Origin of the sequence: Rhizobium sp. Root1220 (genome assembly GCF_001426265.1) — a bacterium.
In the GTDB taxonomy this organism is placed as follows: Bacteria; Pseudomonadota; Alphaproteobacteria; order Rhizobiales; family Rhizobiaceae; genus Rhizobium.
In genome coordinates this window covers 92,918-110,920 of sequence record NZ_LMDG01000034.1, presented here as the reverse complement: position 1 = coordinate 110,920, position 18,003 = coordinate 92,918, and the positions used below count along the sequence as shown (strand labels likewise).

Here is an 18,003-nt window from a genome sequence, read left to right as displayed (position 1 = left end):
TGGAAAAAATGGGGCGGTCCGAAGACGAACTCANGCCACCGAGCAGGCGGCTTCCGCCGAAGAGGCATCCGCCTCGATGGAGGAGATGGCTGCCAACATCAAGCAGAACGCCGACAACGCGGCACAGACCGAGAAGATCGCCCGCCAGTCCGCCAAGGACGCCGAGGAGAGCGGTGCAGCGGTCAGCCGGGCGGTCAACGCCATGCGCACGATTGCCGAGAAGATCGGCATCGTTCAGGAAATCGCCCGCCAGACGGACCTTCTGGCNGAGCGGTGCAGCGGTCAGCCGGGCGGTCAACGCCATGCGCACGATTGCCGAGAAGATCGGCATCGTTCAGGAAATCGCCCGCCAGACGGACCTTCTGGCCCTGAATGCCGCTGTCGAGGCAGCACGGGCCGGCGAGCACGGCAAGGGCTTTGCGGTGGTTGCATCGGAAGTGCGCAAGCTTGCCGAGCGCAGCCAGTCGGCCGCAGCGGAAATCAGTGCCATGTCGAGCGACACGGTGAAGGCTGCCAGCGACGCCGGCGACATGCTCGGCCGTCTGGTGCCGGACATCCGCAAGACCGCGGAACTGGTTTCCGAAATCAGCGCCGCCTGCCGCGAGCAGGATATCGGGGCGGCCCAGATCAACGAAGCGATCCAGCAGCTCGACGAGGTGACCCAGCAGAACGCCGGCGCATCCGAGGAGATGTCGGCGACCTCGGAAGAACTTGCGGCTCAAGCAGAAGAGCTTCAGGCCTCCATCGCCTTCTTCAAGGTCGACACGGCAGGATCGAAAGTGAGCGCCAGGAAGCCTGCGGCCAGCAAGCCGGTTGCGATCAAGGCGCATGCGCCAACGCCGCGCCCGTCCGCTGGCTTCAGCGCTGGCAATCTCAACGGCCGTTCGGTTTCGGCGCAGCAGGCCCGTGCCAAGGGTTTCGCACTCGACATGTCGATGGGCGGGCCTGATGCCGGTGACGACGAGTTCCGCGAAAGCGCCTGATCGATGACCATGCCGCGGTCAGGTGACTGGCCGCGTGCTCCCTTCCAACGCATGTGGATGTTGGACGCGTGGCTGGCACTGCCATCCGCTACGCAAGAGTAGATGTAAGGCTCTTTACCTCATTGCAACGTCCGCCCGATCAGGAGGCTGATCGCGGTGACACCAGTTCATTTTCCCCAAAAATTTAGTAGTCCCTGGAGTCTACCTGTGCGTCTCACAATCAAGCTAAAACTGTCTTTGGTCTTTGCTGCCGTCATCCTGCTCAGCGGATCGATGGCTGGTCTTGCAATCTATGACCTCGCCTCGCTGAATTCGGCGATTGGCCGGCTCGTCGCAGAGCCGATTAACGACCTCAAGACTGTCGTCGCGCTCAGCGACTCCTTCAACGGTACCGTCCGAGCCGAAAAGAACGCCATCCTCAACTCGGACCCGAGCGAGGTCGCCGATTTCGTCCAGTCGCTGGTCAGCCGCCAGACTGAGATCGAAGGTTACACCGCAAAGCTTGAGGCCTCCGCCGACCCGGATGTGCGCGCGCAGGCGGATCGGTTCAGGATGCTTTATGAACAATACGCGCCGATCCAGAAGCGTATTGCCGATCTAGCAGTGCAGAATACCGCCGAATCCGATGCGCAAGCGACGTCTCTCACGCTGCGTGAGGGTCGCGATATCATGAACAAGACGCTCGAGGTCATGGAGAACATGACGCAGACCGTTTCAAGCGATGTCAATGAAACGGACGAGGCGGCCGAGGTCGAGTACACCAACTCCCGCCTCCTGCTGACTTCCATCACCGTCGTCCTGATCGTGTTCTCGCTTGGTTGCGCTACCTGGATTTCGCTTAATATCTCGCGTGGCCTGAAGCGCGCGGTCGGCCTTGCGGATGCTGTCAGTCTCGGGGATCTCGATCAGCAAATCGAACACAAAAGCAATGACGAAATCCGCGACCTCGTCACCGCGATGACGACGATGACGAACAATCTCCGGGCGACCGCCGGCATTGCCAACCAGATCGCAAATGGCGACCTGACGATTTCGCCAAAGCCGCTCTCGGACAAGGATACGCTCGGTATCGCGCTTGAGCAGATGGTGGAGCGTCTGCGCGGCGTCGTTGCGGATGCGCTTTCGGCCTCGGAAAACGTCTCGGCCGGCAGCCAGGAGCTTTCGGCCAGTTCGGAGCAGGTTTCCCAGGGTGCCACCGAGCAGGCGGCTTCCGCCGAAGAGGCATCCGCCTCGATGGAGGAGATGGCTGCCAACATCAAGCAGAACGCCGACAACGCGGCACAGACCGANAGCGGTGCAGCGGTCAGCCGGGCGGTCAACGCCATGCGCACGATTGCCGAGAAGATCGGCATCGTTCAGGAAATCGCCCGCCAGACGGACCTTCTGGCTCTGAATGCCGCAGTCGAGGCGGCACGGGCCGGCGAGCACGGCAAAGGCTTTGCGGTCGTTGCATCGGAAGTGCGCAAGCTTGCCGAGCGCAGCCAGTCGGCCGCAGCGGAAATCAGTGCCATGTCGAGCGACACCGTGAAGGCTGCCAGCGACGCCGGCGACATGCTCGGCCGTCTGGTGCCGGATATCCGCAAGACGGCGGAACTGGTTTCCGAAATCAGCGCCGCCTGCCGCGAGCAGGATATCGGGGCGGCCCAGATCAACGAAGCGATCCAGCAGCTCGACAAGGTGACCCAGCAGAACGCCGGCGCATCCGAGGAGATGTCGGCAACGTCCGAGGAGCTTGCCAGCCAGGCCGAGGAACTGCAAACCTCCATCGCCTTCTTCAAGGTTGACATGGCGGGGTCCCGGCAGAGCCGTGTGCCGGCAGCCCGCGTCAGCGTTCGCAACCCGGCGCTGGCTATCGTTCGCAAGCCGATCGGCAAGGCTCCCGCCAATACTGTCTCCGGGCAGCAGGCGCGCGCCAAGGGCTTCGCACTCGACATGTCCATGGGCGGCCCGGATGACGGCGACGCCGATTTCAAGGAAAGCGCATAATATGGCAACGACATCCCTCGAAGCACAGTTTGTGACGTTCAGCCTCGGCGACGAAATCTTCGCCGTGCCGGTGGAGGTGGTGCGGGAAATCCTCGACTACGCGGAAGCCTTCAAGATCCCGAACGGTCCCGATTATCTCCTTGGCCTGCGCGACGTGCGCGGCCAGGGGGTGCCGACCATCGATCTCCGGCTGAAGCTAGGCATGTCGAAGACGGTCCCGACATCGCATACGCGGGTGCTCGTCCTCGACATTCCGATGGAGAGCCGGACGCTGACACTGGGTCTCGTCGCCGACCGGGTCTTCGAGGTTACGCCATTTCGTGACGAGCAGATCGAGGCTGCTCCTGATATCGGCGTGCGCTGGCGCTCGGACTATATCGCCGGTGTCGTTCGCCGGGAGGGCGGCTTCGTCGTCATCGTCGATCTCGCACGGCTCCTGTCGCGCGAGGACGCGTCGGCCTTGCAATCGGCTGCGTAAACGCATCATCCGGAGTATCGTGTTTCATGAGTGTGGCCATCGCAGAAGCCCAGTTGTCGGGCGACAGGATAAGCAAGCGCAATTTCGACAAGCTTGCAGGTTTCATCTACGACTACAGCGGCATCAAGATGCCGCCAACCAAACTGACGATGCTAGAGGGCCGGTTGCGCCGGCGCCTGCGGGCAACGAACCATCCGACGTTCGACGACTATTGCAATTTCCTTTTCAACGGCGAAGGTCTTGAGGACGAGGCGGTCTATCTCATCGACGCGGTCACGACGAACAAGACGGACTTCTTCCGTGAGGCACGGCACTTCGAGTACATGCAGCAGGTGGCGCTGCCAGCGCTCGCCGGCAGCGGTATCCGGAAAATCCGCACTTGGAGTTCGGCCTGCTCGACCGGTGCCGAACCCTACACCATGGCGATGGTGCTTGAAGAGTTCACCGAAGGACGCCGCGACGTCAGTTACAGCATCCTGGCAACCGACCTGAGTACCGATGTGCTGAACACGGCGCAACGCGGCATCTATGCCGAGGAACTGGTTCATCCCGTCCCGCGAGACTTGCTGCGCAAATACGTCATGACCGCGAGGCAGCCGGGCCGGCGCGAAGTGCGGATCTCGGCGCAGCTGCGCGGCAAGATCGGCTTTGCCCGGATGAACCTGATGGATGAACGATACCCGGTCGGTGATCCGATGCACATCATCTTCTGCCGCAACGTGTTGATCTATTTCGACAAACCTACGCAATCGGCTGTGCTGACCCGGCTCTGCAACAGCCTGGTGAAGGGGGGCTACATGTTCATCGGTCATTCGGAATCGATCACTGGTTTCGACCTGCCCCTGAAGCAGGTTTCAAACACAGTATTCCAGCGCATTTAGGGACAGATTGCATGGGCAAAAAGATCCGCGTCCTCATCATCGACGACTCCGCCAGCGTACGCCAGACGCTCGTCCGTGTACTCCAGGAGGATCCGGATATCGAGATCATGGGGGTCGCGACTGACCCTTACATGGCGGCCCGGAAGATCCAGGAGGAGATTCCCGATGTCATCACGCTCGACGTCGAGATGCCGCGAATGGATGGAATCACCTTCCTGCGCAAGCTTATGCTGCAGCGACCGATCCCCGTCGTCATGTGTTCGTCCCTGACGGAAGCCGGCTCGGAAACGCTGCTGCAAGCGCTGGAAGCAGGTGCTGTCGACGTTATCCTCAAGTCGAAGATCGGTGCCTCCGACAGTCTTGCCGACGACGCTGTCCGCATCCGCGAAGTCGTCAAGAGCGCCTCGCATGCCCGACTTGGCAATGTCCGGCGTGCGGCGAGCACTCTTCGCTCAGGCGCGGATGCGCCGGCGCAAAAGCTGACGGCCGACGCCATGCTGCCGCCTCCTACCGGCCGCGCGATGGCAAAGACCACCGAAATGGTCGTCTGCGTCGGTGCCTCCACCGGCGGAACGGAAGCGCTGCGGGAATTTCTCGAAGCGTTGCCCGCGAATGCGCCGGGCATCGTCATCGTCCAGCACATGCCGGAGCGGTTTACCGCTGCTTTCGCCAAGCGGCTGAACAGCCTTTGCTCGGTCGAAGTGAAGGAAGCCGTCGACGGCGATCCCGTGTTGCGCGGGCATGTGCTGATCGCGCCCGGCGACCACCACATGCTGCTGGAGCGGCAGGGCGCACGCTATCAGGTGTCGGTGAAGACCGGCCCGCTCGTCTCGCGTCATCGCCCCTCGGTTGACGTACTGTTCCGCTCCGCGGCGCGCACAGCCGGTTCGAACGCGATGGGTATCATCATGACCGGAATGGGCGACGATGGCGCCAAGGGCATGCTCGAAATGCACCAGGCCGGCGCCTATACCGTGGCGCAGGACGAAGCGACATCGGTGGTCTTCGGCATGCCGAAGGAGGCTATTGCCAAGGGCGGCGTCGATCGCGTCCTGCCGCTCGAACAGATCGCCCGCGAAGTCCTACTGGCCCAGCAGAGGTTCTAGACGAGCCGGCGGCGCGAGCGCCACCGGCTTGCGCGGCTATCTCAGGCGAGATAGCCGCCGTCGATCGTCAGGCTGGCGCCGGTGATGAAGGAGGCTTCGGGGCCGGCGAGATAGGCGACCAAACTGGCGATTTCCGTGTCCTTGCCGAGCCGGCCAAGGGCGATCAGTTGCGCAAGCATTTCATGCGAGCTTTTGTCGGAATTCATGTCGGTTGACGTTGGCCCCGGCTGGACATTGTTGACGGTGATGCCACGCGGGCCGAGATCGCGGGAAAGCCCCCGGGTCATGGAGGCGACGGCGCCCTTGGTCATGCTGTAGACCGACGCGGTGGGGAAGGCGCTGCGGTCGGCGACGACACTGCCGATGTTGATGATGCGGCCGCCTTCTTTCATGTGCTTTGCCGCCGCCTGGGTGCCGACAAAGGCGGCTCGAACATTGACCGCGAACATGCGATCAAAGTCACCTAGATCGTAGTCGTCGAGCGTGCTCCGGATCAGAATGCCCGCATTGTTGACGAGAATATCGACCGCCTTGAAGCGCTCGACAGTGGTCGCGACGGCGTCCTGCACCGCCTTCGGATCGGCGCTGTCAGCCTTGATTGCCAGCGCCTTGCCGCCCTTCGAAGCGATATCGGCGACAATCTCATTCGCCTTGTCTTCGGCGTTCGAGTACGTAAAGGCGACGGCGGCGCCGTCGGCTGCGAGCCTGCGAACGATGGCAGCGCCGATGCCGCGAGAGCCGCCCGTGACGAGCGCGACCTTGCCGGAAAGCGATTGGGTCATTTCAAGTTTCCTTATTTTGGATTGTTTAGTCTAGAATTACGCGTGCGAAATCCGTGCCTGTGCCTTCTCTGTTTAACGGAGGCTTCGGATGGCCATGCGGGCGATACCGCGCAACGTTTCTTCCGGTGCGCCGTTGCGGGCGCTGACCTTCATGCCGGAGAGGGCGGCGCCGAGGAACTGTACGGCTTCCTCAGTGGCAATATCGGGGGAAATCTCGCCCGCCCTCAGGCCGTCCGTGACAATCGCGTGGATGACATCCGACAGCACGGCGGAAGCGCTATCGGTGAGCCGCGCGATATCGGCGTCGGTGCGGCCGAATTCGCAGACGGCACTGACGCCGAGACAGCCGCGAGCCGCTTCCGACGCGGGTCGGGATGCGAAGGCGAGCAGCGTGCCCTCCAACGCCTTGACCGGTGAGGTCTCACGCCGCAGGTCAGCGACCAGTCTCGCGACACTTTTGGCGTTGTAGCGCTCCAGAGCTTGCAGGTAGAGGCTGCGCTTGTCGCCAAACGTATCATACATGCTCTGCCGGCTGATCTTCATTGCCGTGAGCAGCTCGTCGGTAGACGTGCCTTCATAGCCGTGCTCCGAAAATACTGTGATGGCGGCTGCAAGCGCCACATCGCGATCGAATTCCTTATGTCTTGCCATGGTTGGGATATAGCGATTCTAGACTAATCTGTCCAGAATAAATTTTCGATGCCGACGCGATTAAATGCAGCCCGGTGGCGCTGCTCTTGAAATTTCCCTGATTTTGTGGTCTTGAAGCCGCCAATCTTTTAAAGCGCTGCCGCTTCCGGCGATCAGGGACAGTTCCCCGCCCTGACAGCGCGTACCTATTAGCCCAAGGAAAACTGCTCACATGGCCCGTTCAGCTCTTCTCAATGTCATGGTTCAGGCTGCCATCAAGGCGGGAAAATCGCTGGGGCGTGATTTCGGCGAAGTGCAGAACCTGCAGGTTTCGGTCAAGGGACCGGGCGACTTCGTGTCCAACGCCGACCGCAAGGCCGAGAAGATTGTCCGGGACGAATTGCTGAAGGCTCGCCCTACCTATGGCTTCCTTGGCGAAGAGAGCGAAGAGATCAAGGGCACGGACGGCGCGCATCGATGGATCGTCGACCCACTCGACGGCACGACCAACTTCCTGCATGGCATTCCCCAGTTCGCGGTATCGGTCGCTCTTGAGCGTAACAACGAGATTGTCGCGGGCGTCATCTTCAATCCGGCGACGGATGAGCTTTACACCGCCGAGCGCGGCGGCGGCGCTTTCCTGAACGACCGCCGTCTGCGGGTGGGTGGACGCCGTGTTCTTTCAGATTCCGTCGTCGCCTGCGGCGTGCCGCATCTCGGTCGCGGCAATCACGGCAAGTTTCTCGTGGAACTCCGCCATGTGATGGGCGAAGTGTCCGGCATCCGCCGCATGGGTGCGGCTTCGCTGGATCTGGCCTACGTCGCGGCCGGTCGCTTCGACGGCTATTGGGAGACGGGCCTGTCAGCCTGGGATATCGCTGCCGGCATCCTGCTTATCCGGGAAGCGGGCGGTTATGTCAGCGATTGGGACGGGGGCACGTCGATCCTCGAAAGCGGTAGCGTCGTCGCCGGCAACGAGCATATCCAGAAGGCGTTGCTCGATGTTGCCAAGCGCCCGGTGCCCACACGGTAAATCGGTGTTGTAAAGACACGGTTTTCACGCAGCGCGTACTTCAATTCGGCACAATGTTGCTCTAGTCTCCGGTTGGAAAGAATCCGGAGGCGGCGGCATCTATGGAAAACGTGAATGTGGCGGAGTTCGGCTCGACCGAAAAGCCCACGGGCAGTTCTAGCTACAAACTTTCGAGTCCGATGCCATTTCTGTGGACGATGGTACTGTTCCTCGTCATCGTCGGGTTTATCGTCGCTATCCTTTTCCGGCAGACGCAAACGGCCTTCATGCACAATCCAGGCCTTAACGGCCTGATTCTCGGTGTGCTGGGCGTCGGCATCATTCTTGTCTTCAGCCATGTGCTTGCGCTTCGTCCGGAAGTGCGATGGTTCAATTCCTTTCGCGCCGCCGGTAGCGCCGACAAGGTGAACAAGAATCCAAAGCTCTTGGGTCCAATGCGGACGCTGATCGGCAGCCGCAGCGCATCGGCGGGACTCTCGACAACGGCGTTCCGTTCCATCCTCGATTCGATTGCAAATCGCCTCGATGAATCGCGTGACGTTTCGCGATACCTGATCGGCCTCCTGGTCTTTCTCGGGCTGCTCGGCACCTTCTGGGGTCTCATCGGCACGATCGGCTCCATCAGCAACGTCATCCAGTCGCTCGACGCGGGCACCAACGGTTCGTCGGACGTGCTGAGCGCACTGAAGGAGGGTCTTTCCACGCCGCTTTCAGGCATGGGACAGGCCTTCTCGTCGTCGCTGCTTGGTCTTTCTGGATCGCTTATTCTTGGCTTCCTCGACTTGCAGGCGGGGCGGGCGCAGAACCGCTTCTATATGGAGCTCGAAAACTGGCTCTCCTCGGTAACCGATGTAGGCTCGGACATGGTCGTGCCGGCGGCCGACGCCGCGCCTGGCATCGCGCCGGAGGAGATTCGCGTGCTCGCCGACTACATGCGCCGGGCTTCGGAAGACGGCAGCGGCGGCAGCCAGAGGTCTGTGGCGGCAATGGCGAACCTTGCGGAGGGCATCCAGGGCCTCGTCAAGAACATGCGCAACGAACAGCAGATGCTGCGCGACTGGATCGAGGCCCAGCAGGACGAGGCGAAGGCGATGCGACGCACGCTGGACCGTCTGGCCGAGCGGATCGGTTCCCAGGAGAAATCCGCACCCTCGGAGCGCACTCAGCGCCTGCCCCAGACCGAGAAAAGCGAGAAGTAAGTCATGGCTCTTGCCCGGAACCGCCGCCGCGAACGTACGGTGGATTACTGGCCAGGTTTCGTCGACGCGCTATCGACGTTGCTCATCGCGATCATGTTCCTGCTCACGGTTTTCGTTGTCGGGCAATTCATGCTGAGCCGCGAGATTTCCGGGCGCGACGAGGTTCTCACCCGCCTGAACAGCCAGATCAACGAACTGACGCAGCTTCTGGCGCTGGAGAAGGGAAGCAAGCAGGATCTCGAGGACAGCGTCGCCAATCTGCAGGCATCGCTGGCATCGGCCGAGGGCGAGCGCTCGCGGCTAAAGGCACTTCTGGATGCCGGATCCGGTGGCCAAAGCGCTGCCGAGCAACGGGCGGGCACGCTGACAAAGGAACTCGACGAGCAGAAGCAGATGAGCGACCGGGCGATGAGCCAGGTCGAACTGCTCAATCAGCAGATCGCCGCTCTGCGCAACCAGATCGCGGCCATCGAGGTGGCGCTACAGGCATCCGAACAAAAAGACCAAACCTCGCAAACCAAGATCGCCGACCTCGGCCGCCGCCTCAACGTCGCTTTGGCACAGCGCGTTCAGGAGCTAAACCGTTATCGGTCGGATTTCTTCGGGCGCTTGCGCGAAATTCTCTCCGATCGCGAAAACATCCGGATCGTGGGCGATCGCTTCGTCTTCCAGTCGGAAGTGCTCTTCCCGTCGGGCGGCGCGGACCTCAATCCGGACGGGCAGGTGGAAATGGCCAAGCTTGCCGCGGCACTTCTTGACGTCGCGAAGGAGATTCCGCCGGAAATCGACTGGGTCTTGCGTGTCGACGGTCATACCGACAATGTGCCGCTCGCCGGTACCGGCAGGTTCAACGATAACTGGCAGCTTTCCTCGGCACGTGCGATTTCGGTTGTGAAGTTCCTGATTTCGCAGGGCGTGCCCGCCGATCGGCTGGTCGCCGCCGGCTTCGGGGAGTTCCAGCCGATTGCGCCTGGCGAAACGCCGGAGGCACGGGCCACGAACCGTCGTATCGAGCTCAAGTTGACCGAAAAATAATCGTCAGGCGGCGCCGTTCCTCACAACCGCGAGGCGTTTCATGAGAAAACCGCGAACGGCAGGGCTGTCGCTCAGCCCGATTGCCGAGAGATAGGCAGCCTCAGCAGCCTGGTGTTCAGTTGTCTCCGCAAGCAGATGTGCGCGGATTGCCCAATAGGGCTGGTAGTTGACGATCTCGCTGGCGGTCACGGCGTTGAGGTATTCGAGACCGATACCTGGTCCTTTCGCACGACCGAGGACAGCCGCGTGACTTACCTGGGCGCCGATTGTCGGTTTCATCATGAGCAGAGCCTCGTAAAATGCGAGGAGCGAATTCCAGTCGGTCGCACCTGTCAGGCGCCTTGCAGCGTGGACGGACTGGATTGCGGCCTGGCACTGGAACGGACCGAAGCGATCCATAGTGCCGGCTCTGCGAAGCAGCGCGTCTGCCTCGGAGAGCATGATGGCGTTCCATCGATCCGTCGCCTGGAGGTCGAGGGGCACATAGTTTCCGTCGGCATCGCGCCGCGCCCCGCTTCGTGCTTCGCAATAGAGCATCAGGGAAAGAAGCCCGACCGCTTCCGGTTCGTCCGGAAGCATGGAGAGCAGGGCGCGGCACAGCCATATGGCTTCGCCGGCAAGCGTCCCGCGCCCTCCGTCTTCGCCATCGAGACCGTCCCAGCCAAGGCCATAAGCCGCATAGATCGCGGAGAGCACGGCAGACAGGCGCTCCGGCAAGGCCTCGCTGTCCGGGATGGTGAAGCCAACGCCAGCGTCGCGGATTCTTGCCTTGGCTCTGACAAGTCTCTGACCCATCGCTTCAGGCGATACGACGAAGGCTTGGGAGATCGCCCTGGCGTCGATACCCAATACGACCTGCAGCATAAGCGGCGTGTGAACGGATTTGTCGATCGCGGAATGGGTGCAGGCGAAGAGCAGCTTGAGGCGTTCGTCGGGGAATGCCTGCTCCGCCGCGTCGGCCATCCGCGCCTCCGCTTCCTCGATTGCCAAGGCGATCGCCGGTCGCGCGTGTGCCTGGACAGCACGGTGGCGGGCGTTCTGGATGAGATTGCGTCGCGAGGCGACCAGCAACCAGGCTTCCGGCTTGTCCGGAATGCCACGCTCGGGCCAGACGCGCAACGCGTCTGCCAATGCCTCCGACAGCGCGTCCTCGGCAGCAGGCACATCGCGCGAGCGGGCGGCCAGAAAGGCGATCAGCTTGCCATAGGATTGGCGCGCCACCCTTTCGGCGGCGCGTTCAGCGTCCGTGGTCATGTCTGCTTCACATCTGCAGGCCCGGGCGAACTTCGACCGAACCCTGTTCGGAGACGGGAACTCGCGTTGCCCATTCGAGTGCGGTGTCGAGGTTTGGAACATCGATCAGATAAAAGCCCCCAAGCTGTTCCTTCATCTCCGGGAAAGGGCCGTCCTGCACATCGTGATCCTCGCCCTTGCGGCGAACCACGGTGCCGGTTTCAGGAGCGGTGAGCCCGGCACCGCCGGTCATGATGCCGGCTTGCAGGAGCGCCTGAGTGTAGGCAATCCAGCCGTCGCGATAGACGGGATCGGCACGGCGGGCGAAGTCTTCTGACGATTCGCGAACGATGAGCGCGTACTGCATATGAATTCCTCCTGGTCGTTGGTTTGGCCGAGCGTGCAGACATCTAAAGACCAAAAATCAAAAGCTGCAACGTTTCGGTGAAGCAGCATCGTGCTGCTCCGATACAATGAGCCGCGACGCTCGCTGATTTCGACATCGAGATCCGAAAAAGTTCCGACGAGCAAAAACGTGCCGTTGTCGCTGCCTCAAGCTCGGCGTCGGTTTCCAGAAGATGCGGGGGAGAACGCACTTGTTGGAATGCGACGTTCTGGTCGTCGGGGCGGGTCTTGCGGGCTCGTTAGGCCTGGAAACCGATCTGTCAGCAAGGGTGGTGGGCAGCGAGGGCAACGCGGTATCCGGGCCCTATGCGGCTGGGGAAGCCGCTGGCTATGGCGCGGGAAGGGATACACGGTTACAGGCGCTCGAGGGAACGTTCCTGTGCGGCGGCATCTTTTCCGGCAGGTTGCCGGCAGGCAGCGCGGAGGCGGCGCCCGAAGCGCCGCCGGATTTCGATCAGGCCTCGGCCTTGGTCGTGTCAACGACCTCTGCGCCGGGAGTGTTCTTCTTGATGGATTCGATGGCACTCAAGGCCGATGCCTTGGCCTTGTATCCTTCGGAGCTGAACATGGCTTCGCCGTTCGAAGCCTTGAAGCGGAAACGGAACTCGCCTGCCTTGTCCTTGTAAACTTCGAATTTATACATCGATTTTTCTCCCGGAATCAGGATGTTGCCCTTATTTGCAAGCACAGCCTAAAACAAATAACGCGACTATTCCATCGGGATATTTGTGCCTCTGCGCGCGGGACGCAATCGGAGGCTGTCTACGGCTGCCGAAGATCTTGGACGGTTGGGGTGGCTAAGGCTTGAAGAAGGAGAAGACGGAAGAGAACTTGTTGATCAGATAGGGCGCAAACAGTACAAGGCCCGAATAGAAGAAGTTTGCACCCGCCGACATGTCGGGGATTTCGTTGCCACCTGCGAAGCGATAGAGGCAGGCGAGACCGAAGCCAACATAGAGCATGAGAATGGCTACCGTTCCGATCAGCGCGATGAATCTGCTCGAGCTCGCTTTCATCAGAGTGACGGCAAGAGGCGGCTGCCCCGCGGCCAGCAGGTTGCCTGCAGCGTCGACCGGGTTGCCGGCCTGATCCGTCCGGGTCAGCGTAACATCTTCGGAGAGGGCGTCTGTCAGCGACCAGTCCTTGGCTTCGCGAAGCGATTTGTAGCAAAGCAGCATCGAGATCACGACGGCGATTGCGACCATGGCGACCAGCATCTCGGCAAAGCTAAACGCGTTCACAGCTAACCTCCATTTCAGAGCGGGAGCGGATCCAATGCAATCGTTACTGTAATCTATGCGAGTAGTGTGTCAATGTGCACGTTTTAGTTATATGGTCGCGGCTGCCGGGAGCACGGCCGCGATTGGCGAAGACGCAGGCGCGGAACGTTATTTCACGACCGCAAGAAAGCCCTCGGCGCCGGTCTCGAACTGCAACTTGGCAAGCTTGGCGTAGATGCCCCCTTGACGGACAAGGCTCTGGTGCGTTCCCTCTTCGATGACGCGGCCCCGATCCATGACGAGAATACGGTCGGCCTTCAATACGGTGGCCAGACGATGGGCGATGACAAGAGTAGTGCGGCCGCGCATAAGGCCATCGAGGGCCTTCTGGACCAGCGTTTCACTTTCAGCGTCGAGCGCAGAGGTCGCTTCATCCAGGAGCAATACAGGTGCGTCCTTGAGAATGGCGCGTGCAATGGCGATCCGCTGGCGCTGGCCGCCGGACAGGGTGATGCCGCGCTCGCCGACTTCGGTGTCGTATCCCTTGTCCAGCCGAGCAATGAACTCGTCCGCCTGTGCGGCGATCGCGGCTGAGCGCACCTCGTCGCGGGTGGCGTCGGGGCGGCCGAAAGCGATGTTGTCGTGGATGGAAGTGGCAAAGATCGTGACGTCCTGCGGCACGATGGCGAGGCGCTTGCGGAGATCGTGGGGATCGACGGTGCTTACATCGACGCCATCGATCTCAACGGCGCCCTGCTGCGGGTCGTAGAAGCGAAGCAGTAGCGAGAAAACGGTACTCTTGCCGGCGCCGGAGGGGCCAACAATCGCGACGGTTTCTCCAGGTGCGATATCGAAGGCCAGTCCGTGGAGCGCTGATTTGCCCGGCCGCGATGGATAGGCGAAATGCACCTGGGAGAACGTCACGCGGCCGAGTGAGGGAGCAGGCAACGGCGCCGCGTTGGCGGGCGTATTGATCGGAGATACCTCATCAAGCAACTCGGTCAGGCGGTCGGCAGCTCCTGCCGCCTGCGACAGCTCGCCCCACACCTCGGAGAGGGCGCCGAGCGAACCGGCCGCAATGACGGAGTAGAGGAGGAACTGGCCAAGCGTTCCCGGCGACAACGTGCCAGCAAGCACATTGTGGGCGCCGACCCAGAGGACGGCGACGACGCTGCCGAAGATAAGGGTGATGGCAATGCCGGTCAGTAGCGAACGAGAGCGGATAGCGGAGCGCGCAGCCTCGTAGGCCGTTTCCACGGCGGCGCCGTATCGACCGGAAGCCGCATTTTCGCCGCCGAAGGCTTGCACGGTCCGGGTAGCGGCGATGGTCTCGTTGGCAAAGGCCGAGGCGTCTGCGAGTGTATCCTGGGCGGCTCGCGAACGCTTGCGTACCGAGCGACCGAAGGCGACGAGCGGGAAGACAATCAGGGGAATCGCGCCGAGTGCCAGACCCGCGAGCTTCGGCGAGGTGACGATCATCATGCCCATGGCGCCAAAACAAAGGATGAGATTGCGAAGCGCCACGGAAGCCGTTGCGCCGACGGCGGACTTGATCTGCGTGGTATCGGCGGTCAGGCGCGAGACGATCTCTCCCGACTGATTGACGTCGAAGAAGGAAGGCGAGAGCTGTGTCACATGTGCAAAGACATCCCGACGGAGATCCGCGACGATGCGCTCACCGAGAGTGATGACAAAATAGTAGCGAAGGGCGCTGGCAATCGCTAGCACGATGGCCATGACCATCAGCATCAGGAAGTAGCTGTTGATGAAGCGACCGTCCGCCTCGCTGAAGCCGTGGTCGATCATTCGGCGCACCGCAAGCGGCAGTGCAAGCGAGGTTACTGCCGCAAGCGCGAGCGAAACGAGGGCACCTGTCACCATGCCGCGGTAACGCATGACATAGGGCGTCAGCCTGCCAAGCGGTTTCAGCGACCTAGACTTCTTTTCCCCGTTCACCAATGCGTCTGCCAATTCTATCTCCGATCGCCTACAACTCCGCGGATCTACGGTTGAGGCTCTTGTTATCCTGCCGGCCTTCATGTATAGGCACCGCATCCTAATGGGAAGCCGTAGCCTTAGTGACTGCGGCTTCATTTATTCAATCGGTCCTATTGTCGCAACGTGGTGCGCCAAACTGGACGTCGCGTAGCAGGAAGATTGTTATGAAGGCGAATATCCATCCCGAATATCACACGATCAAGGTCGTCATGACCGATGGCACCGAGTACGAGACCCGTTCGACCTGGGGCTCTGAAGGCGCGGTCATGAACCTCGAAATCGACTCCAAGTCCCACCCGGCCTGGACCGGCGGCAACCAGCAGCTCATGGACCGCGGTGGCCGCGTTTCCAAGTTCAACAAGCGTTTCGGCGGCCTCGGCCTCTAATCGCATCTGTCTGGATGAGTTTGAAAGCCCCGCTTCTGCGGGGCTTTGTCGTTTGCATCGCCAGTACGTTCGCGCGATGGCAGCAAAAAACCGGCTGCGCTGGACGCAACCGGTTTCGCATAGTTTTAGCCCTAGTCAGATCAATTGTTGCCGAAGGCCGTTTGCAGCAAGCTTAACTGGGCCTGGACACTGTTCTGATTGTCGGGAACGATCGGCGCCTCGCTCGGGCGGTAGATTTCGCGGTCGAGCAGTGCGACGCGGTTCTGGAGGCGCAGCGAGCGCTCGATAAGGTCGCGGAAGGATTCCGGCAGGTCACCCCAGCCCGGAGCGTTGCGATCAACGTTGAAACCGTCGAGGCGAACCTTGTTCTTTTCGGCGAGGACCTGGTCGCGTGACATTTCGCCGTTGTTGACGGCGCGCTGCAGGAGCAGCCACGAAGCCATTTGCATCAGGCGGGTGGTCAGGCGCATGGATTCAGCGGCGTAGAGCACCGACGCCATGCGCGGCAAAACCTTGGAAGCCGTACGGCCGTTGCCATCCAGATAGGCAGCGGTCTCTTCGACCAGCGACATGCCTTCCGAATACAGCGTCTTGAACTGCGATGATGCGGCAGCGCGACCTGCAAAACTGATTGTGTTCAATCCAAGCTCTGACATTCAAATAGTCCCTGTTGCACGCATATGCTTATGGTCAGGTAACGCCGGCCAAAGGCAAAAGGTTTCCCTGGCCGGTCTTTATGATTTTAAGATGGTATCTCTAGCCCAATTGCGCAAGGCGTTTCTTAAGAAAGGGTTAACTTCCACAGTTTCATGGAATCAGTCCCCAGCCAAGGCAAAAAAGAAGAGCCGCAAAAGCGGCTCTCAAGGTAAAACAGGGAGAAAAATCAGACCAATTGACCGCATGGAGAACTGTCTGAAATCCAGAGCAAGTCCGGATGAATAGAGTAATACCTTATAAAGCTTAATGGCCGGTTAAGTCTGTGCCGGATCAACACTTGTGGCGAGGTATTTCGCCGCTCCACGCAGCGTTCCTGTCAGGAGCGAAAGAGGCTTTCGGCGGCAGATCTTCCCGATGCTTTCCGGGCCGCTTCTGCTTCGAGCCGACTGATCTCGGTCTTAAGCAGTTCTACCCGTGCCTTCAGTTCGTCGACAGACAAAGTCGCGAGATCGCTGCCGATCTCGTGGGCGGCCTTTTTCTGCGGCCGGTCATCGTCGATAAAGCTCATGCGCAATCCTCCATCGCTGTTCAACCGTACTTTATAGCAGGATCGCCTGTTTCGGGAGACTTACCTGCTCCCCGGTCGGCAAGCGACATGCTTTCAGGGGTCAGCGTCTGGGACGTCGCGGTCGGGATGGTGGTGAAGGCGTCACGATCGCTCGCGGGAATCGCCGCACGCATGCGGCTGCGCATGATGGCATAGACCGTGATCAGAACATGGGCGATGGCGGTCACGAGGAACAGCGCGTGCGGATTGATGATCGACATGACGGGGCCGCCGATCGTCGGACCGATGATGGTGCCGATGCCGTAGAGCAGAAGCAGTCCGCCCGACACCTTCACGAAGTCCTCGGATGAGGCGTAGTCGTTGGCGTGCGCGACAGCGATCGGATAGAGGGTGTTTGCAACCGCGCCATAAAGGATAACCAGGCCGATGATAAAGACCGGGGAGGAGGGATGCAGGATGGCCAGCAGCAGGCCGGCCAAGGCGGCGATTGCCGACATGGCGGCCAGCACGTAACGTCGGTCGATGCGATCAGAAAGCCGGCCGGCCGGCAGCTGCATAACGGCACCGGCAAAGATGGTCGAGCTCATCATGATGGCGATGGAGGTATCGGACAGGCCGGCGCCGGCGCCGAAGACGGCACCCAGCGTACCGTAGGCGCCGTTGGCGATGCCGACGAGCAGGATGCCGAAGCAGGACACTGGCGAGTTGCGGTAGAGGGCCCGCAGGTCGAGCTTGACGGCCTTGAGCGGCTGCGGGGATGCGGCAGTGGAGAGTGTCGTCGGCAGCATGGCGATGCAATAGAAGATACCGCAGATCATGAACAGAACCGGCGTGCGCACATCCTCGAGCGGGATCATCATCTGGCCGGCCACGACGCCGATCAGGGTGATTGCGATGTATAGCGAGAAGATGGCGCCGCGGCTTTCGTTCGTGGCGCGCTCATTCAGCCAGCTTTCGATAATCATCGACGTGCCCGCCGTCGAGAAGCCGGTGACGGCGCGCAACAGGACCCACCAGACCGGATGGATGACGATGCCGCTGACAAGCGCGATGATGGCGATGATCGCGATGAAGCCCGAGAAGGCGCGGACGTGGCCGACCCGTCGCACCATCTTCGGCGCCACGAGGCAGCCGATGACGAAACCTGCGGCCCATGATGTGCCAAGCAGACCGAGTGTCGTCGTTGCGTAGCCTTCGATATTGCCGCGGACCGGAAGCAGAATGCCTTGCAAGCCGTTGCCCATGAAAAGAAAGAGCGTGCCGAAAAGCAGCGCGGCGACGGACAGCAGGTTTCGTTTCATATTCCCCGGACTCTGCGCATTGGTTGTGGAACGACATATGGCGATGCATCGGATCGCCCAGTCCCAAGAGTGTTGATTGTGCCCCCGAATGCCTTTACGGCATGAATAAATGCAGTCGTTGC

At 61.1% G+C, this 18,003-nt stretch carries 19 protein-coding genes and 3 pseudogenes; 12 read left to right on the top strand and 10 right to left on the bottom strand.

From position 1 onward, the window contains the following. Window positions 1-34 precede the first annotated feature (34 nt). The 7 genes and pseudogenes from ASC90_RS30115 to ASC90_RS21870 all read left to right on the top strand — a co-directional run. Window positions 35-267 (top strand): annotated as a pseudogene (locus ASC90_RS30115) (methyl-accepting chemotaxis protein); the annotation flags it as partial. A 1-nt stretch (window position 268) separates the two neighbouring features. After that, a partial coding sequence (locus ASC90_RS30110; protein ID WP_244480433.1) for a methyl-accepting chemotaxis protein occupies window positions 269-983 on the top strand: 715 nt, incomplete at its 5' end. Between the two features lie 207 nt (window positions 984-1,190). Further along, window positions 1,191-2,272, top strand: a pseudogene (locus tag ASC90_RS30105) (methyl-accepting chemotaxis protein); the annotation flags it as partial. Between the two features lies 1 nt (window position 2,273). Beyond that, window positions 2,274-2,969, top strand: a 696-nt coding sequence (locus ASC90_RS30100; RefSeq protein WP_244480432.1) for a methyl-accepting chemotaxis protein, incomplete at its 5' end; no start/stop codon positions are given. A 1-nt stretch (window position 2,970) separates the two neighbouring features. Continuing rightward, window positions 2,971-3,447: a chemotaxis protein CheW gene (locus tag ASC90_RS21880; protein WP_056545240.1), complete on the top strand. Its 477-nt coding sequence runs from the start codon at window positions 2,971-2,973 to the stop codon at window positions 3,445-3,447. A 26-nt stretch (window positions 3,448-3,473) separates the two neighbouring features. Then, complete coding sequence (locus ASC90_RS21875) at window positions 3,474-4,328, top strand: CheR family methyltransferase (protein WP_056545238.1); 855 nt, start codon at window positions 3,474-3,476, stop codon at window positions 4,326-4,328. An 11-nt stretch (window positions 4,329-4,339) separates the two neighbouring features. Further along, entirely contained in the window at window positions 4,340-5,434 is a 1,095-nt protein-coding gene (locus ASC90_RS21870) for a chemotaxis response regulator protein-glutamate methylesterase (RefSeq protein WP_056545235.1), read from the top strand. A gap of 41 nt (window positions 5,435-5,475) precedes the next feature. Here the strand turns inward: ASC90_RS21870 and ASC90_RS21865 are convergent, their stop codons facing one another. After that, window positions 5,476-6,216: a 3-oxoacyl-ACP reductase family protein gene (locus ASC90_RS21865; RefSeq protein WP_056545233.1), complete on the bottom strand. Its 741-nt coding sequence runs from the start codon at window positions 6,214-6,216 to the stop codon at window positions 5,476-5,478. Window positions 6,217-6,288: 72 nt separating this feature from the next. Beyond that, window positions 6,289-6,867 (bottom strand): TetR/AcrR family transcriptional regulator, encoded by a 579-nt coding sequence (locus ASC90_RS21860; RefSeq protein ID WP_056545231.1) that lies wholly within the window; start codon window positions 6,865-6,867, stop codon window positions 6,289-6,291. A gap of 211 nt (window positions 6,868-7,078) precedes the next feature. On the opposite strand from ASC90_RS21860, the gene ASC90_RS21855 reads away from it, so the two are divergent. The 3 genes from ASC90_RS21855 (at window position 7,079) to ASC90_RS21845 (ending at window position 10,113) form a co-directional block, all read left to right on the top strand. Beyond that, window positions 7,079-7,879, top strand: coding sequence for an inositol monophosphatase family protein (locus ASC90_RS21855; protein ID WP_056545230.1), 801 nt, complete (start codon window positions 7,079-7,081; stop codon window positions 7,877-7,879). A gap of 101 nt (window positions 7,880-7,980) precedes the next feature. Further along, on the top strand, window positions 7,981-9,078 hold the full coding sequence (locus ASC90_RS21850) for a hypothetical protein (protein ID WP_056545228.1): 1,098 nt from the start codon (window positions 7,981-7,983) through the stop codon (window positions 9,076-9,078). A 3-nt stretch (window positions 9,079-9,081) separates the two neighbouring features. Continuing rightward, on the top strand, window positions 9,082-10,113 hold the full coding sequence (locus ASC90_RS21845; RefSeq protein ID WP_056545226.1) for a peptidoglycan -binding protein: 1,032 nt from the start codon (window positions 9,082-9,084) through the stop codon (window positions 10,111-10,113). Window positions 10,114-10,116: 3 nt separating this feature from the next. Here the strand turns inward: ASC90_RS21845 and ASC90_RS21840 are convergent, their stop codons facing one another. Both ASC90_RS21840 and ASC90_RS21835 read right to left on the bottom strand, forming a co-directional pair. Next, entirely contained in the window at window positions 10,117-11,367 is a 1,251-nt protein-coding gene (locus ASC90_RS21840; RefSeq protein ID WP_056545224.1) for a DUF6596 domain-containing protein, read from the bottom strand. A 7-nt stretch (window positions 11,368-11,374) separates the two neighbouring features. Continuing rightward, window positions 11,375-11,713: a YciI family protein gene (locus ASC90_RS21835; RefSeq protein WP_056545222.1), complete on the bottom strand. Its 339-nt coding sequence runs from the start codon at window positions 11,711-11,713 to the stop codon at window positions 11,375-11,377. 280 nt (window positions 11,714-11,993) lie between these two features. On the opposite strand from ASC90_RS21835, the pseudogene ASC90_RS30095 reads away from it, so the two are divergent. After that, window positions 11,994-12,179, top strand: a pseudogene (locus tag ASC90_RS30095) (FAD-binding protein); the annotation flags it as partial. A 26-nt stretch (window positions 12,180-12,205) separates the two neighbouring features. Here ASC90_RS30095 and ASC90_RS21830 read toward each other — a convergent pair. From ASC90_RS21830 to ASC90_RS21820, 3 genes are all read right to left on the bottom strand, one after another. Then, window positions 12,206-12,394 carry a YegP family protein gene (locus ASC90_RS21830; protein WP_056545219.1) on the bottom strand — a complete coding sequence of 63 codons (189 nt, stop codon included), beginning with the start codon at window positions 12,392-12,394 and terminating at the stop codon, window positions 12,206-12,208. 154 nt (window positions 12,395-12,548) lie between these two features. Next, window positions 12,549-12,992: a hypothetical protein gene (locus ASC90_RS21825; RefSeq protein ID WP_056545218.1), complete on the bottom strand. Its 444-nt coding sequence runs from the start codon at window positions 12,990-12,992 to the stop codon at window positions 12,549-12,551. 147 nt (window positions 12,993-13,139) lie between these two features. Continuing rightward, window positions 13,140-15,026: an ABC transporter transmembrane domain-containing protein gene (locus ASC90_RS21820; RefSeq protein ID WP_200950935.1), complete on the bottom strand. Its 1,887-nt coding sequence runs from the start codon at window positions 15,024-15,026 to the stop codon at window positions 13,140-13,142. A 107-nt stretch (window positions 15,027-15,133) separates the two neighbouring features. Here ASC90_RS21820 and rpmE point away from each other — a divergent pair, with 107 nt between their 5' ends. Beyond that, on the top strand, window positions 15,134-15,355 hold the full coding sequence (gene rpmE, locus ASC90_RS21815; RefSeq protein ID WP_056545212.1) for a 50S ribosomal protein L31: 222 nt from the start codon (window positions 15,134-15,136) through the stop codon (window positions 15,353-15,355). 140 nt (window positions 15,356-15,495) lie between these two features. On the opposite strand, the gene ASC90_RS21810 is transcribed toward rpmE, so the two are convergent. The 3 genes from ASC90_RS21810 to ASC90_RS21800 all read right to left on the bottom strand — a co-directional run bounded on the left by ASC90_RS21810 (window position 15,496) and on the right by ASC90_RS21800 (window position 17,881). Next, window positions 15,496-16,011, bottom strand: coding sequence for a DUF1465 family protein (locus ASC90_RS21810; RefSeq protein ID WP_056545210.1), 516 nt, complete (start codon window positions 16,009-16,011; stop codon window positions 15,496-15,498). 377 nt (window positions 16,012-16,388) lie between these two features. After that, complete coding sequence (locus tag ASC90_RS21805; protein WP_056545208.1) at window positions 16,389-16,580, bottom strand: DUF1192 domain-containing protein; 192 nt, start codon at window positions 16,578-16,580, stop codon at window positions 16,389-16,391. A gap of 20 nt (window positions 16,581-16,600) precedes the next feature. Continuing rightward, window positions 16,601-17,881, bottom strand: coding sequence for an MFS transporter (locus ASC90_RS21800; protein ID WP_056545206.1), 1,281 nt, complete (start codon window positions 17,879-17,881; stop codon window positions 16,601-16,603). Window positions 17,882-18,003: the final 122 nt, after the last annotated feature.

Coding starts and splice junctions, on each gene's coding strand:
- ASC90_RS21810 (WP_056545210.1), bottom strand. CDS start 16,011: ATGTCAGAGCTTGGATTGAACACAATCAGTTTTGCAGGTCGCGCTGCC.
- rpmE (WP_056545212.1), top strand. CDS start 15,134: ATGAAGGCGAATATCCATCCCGAATATCACACGATCAAGGTCGTCATG.
- ASC90_RS21830 (WP_056545219.1), bottom strand. CDS start 12,394: ATGTATAAATTCGAAGTTTACAAGGACAAGGCAGGCGAGTTCCGTTTC.
- ASC90_RS21865 (WP_056545233.1), bottom strand. CDS start 6,216: ATGACCCAATCGCTTTCCGGCAAGGTCGCGCTCGTCACGGGCGGCTCT.
- ASC90_RS21875 (WP_056545238.1), top strand. CDS start 3,474: ATGAGTGTGGCCATCGCAGAAGCCCAGTTGTCGGGCGACAGGATAAGC.
- ASC90_RS21850 (WP_056545228.1), top strand. CDS start 7,981: ATGGAAAACGTGAATGTGGCGGAGTTCGGCTCGACCGAAAAGCCCACG.
- ASC90_RS21820 (WP_200950935.1), bottom strand. CDS start 15,026: ATGCGGTGCCTATACATGAAGGCCGGCAGGATAACAAGAGCCTCAACC.
- ASC90_RS21835 (WP_056545222.1), bottom strand. CDS start 11,713: ATGCAGTACGCGCTCATCGTTCGCGAATCGTCAGAAGACTTCGCCCGC.
- ASC90_RS21805 (WP_056545208.1), bottom strand. CDS start 16,580: ATGAGCTTTATCGACGATGACCGGCCGCAGAAAAAGGCCGCCCACGAG.
- ASC90_RS21840 (WP_056545224.1), bottom strand. CDS start 11,367: ATGACCACGGACGCTGAACGCGCCGCCGAAAGGGTGGCGCGCCAATCC.
- ASC90_RS21855 (WP_056545230.1), top strand. CDS start 7,079: ATGGCCCGTTCAGCTCTTCTCAATGTCATGGTTCAGGCTGCCATCAAG.
- ASC90_RS21880 (WP_056545240.1), top strand. CDS start 2,971: ATGGCAACGACATCCCTCGAAGCACAGTTTGTGACGTTCAGCCTCGGC.
- ASC90_RS21845 (WP_056545226.1), top strand. CDS start 9,082: ATGGCTCTTGCCCGGAACCGCCGCCGCGAACGTACGGTGGATTACTGG.
- ASC90_RS21860 (WP_056545231.1), bottom strand. CDS start 6,867: ATGGCAAGACATAAGGAATTCGATCGCGATGTGGCGCTTGCAGCCGCC.
- ASC90_RS21870 (WP_056545235.1), top strand. CDS start 4,340: ATGGGCAAAAAGATCCGCGTCCTCATCATCGACGACTCCGCCAGCGTA.
- ASC90_RS21800 (WP_056545206.1), bottom strand. CDS start 17,881: ATGAAACGAAACCTGCTGTCCGTCGCCGCGCTGCTTTTCGGCACGCTC.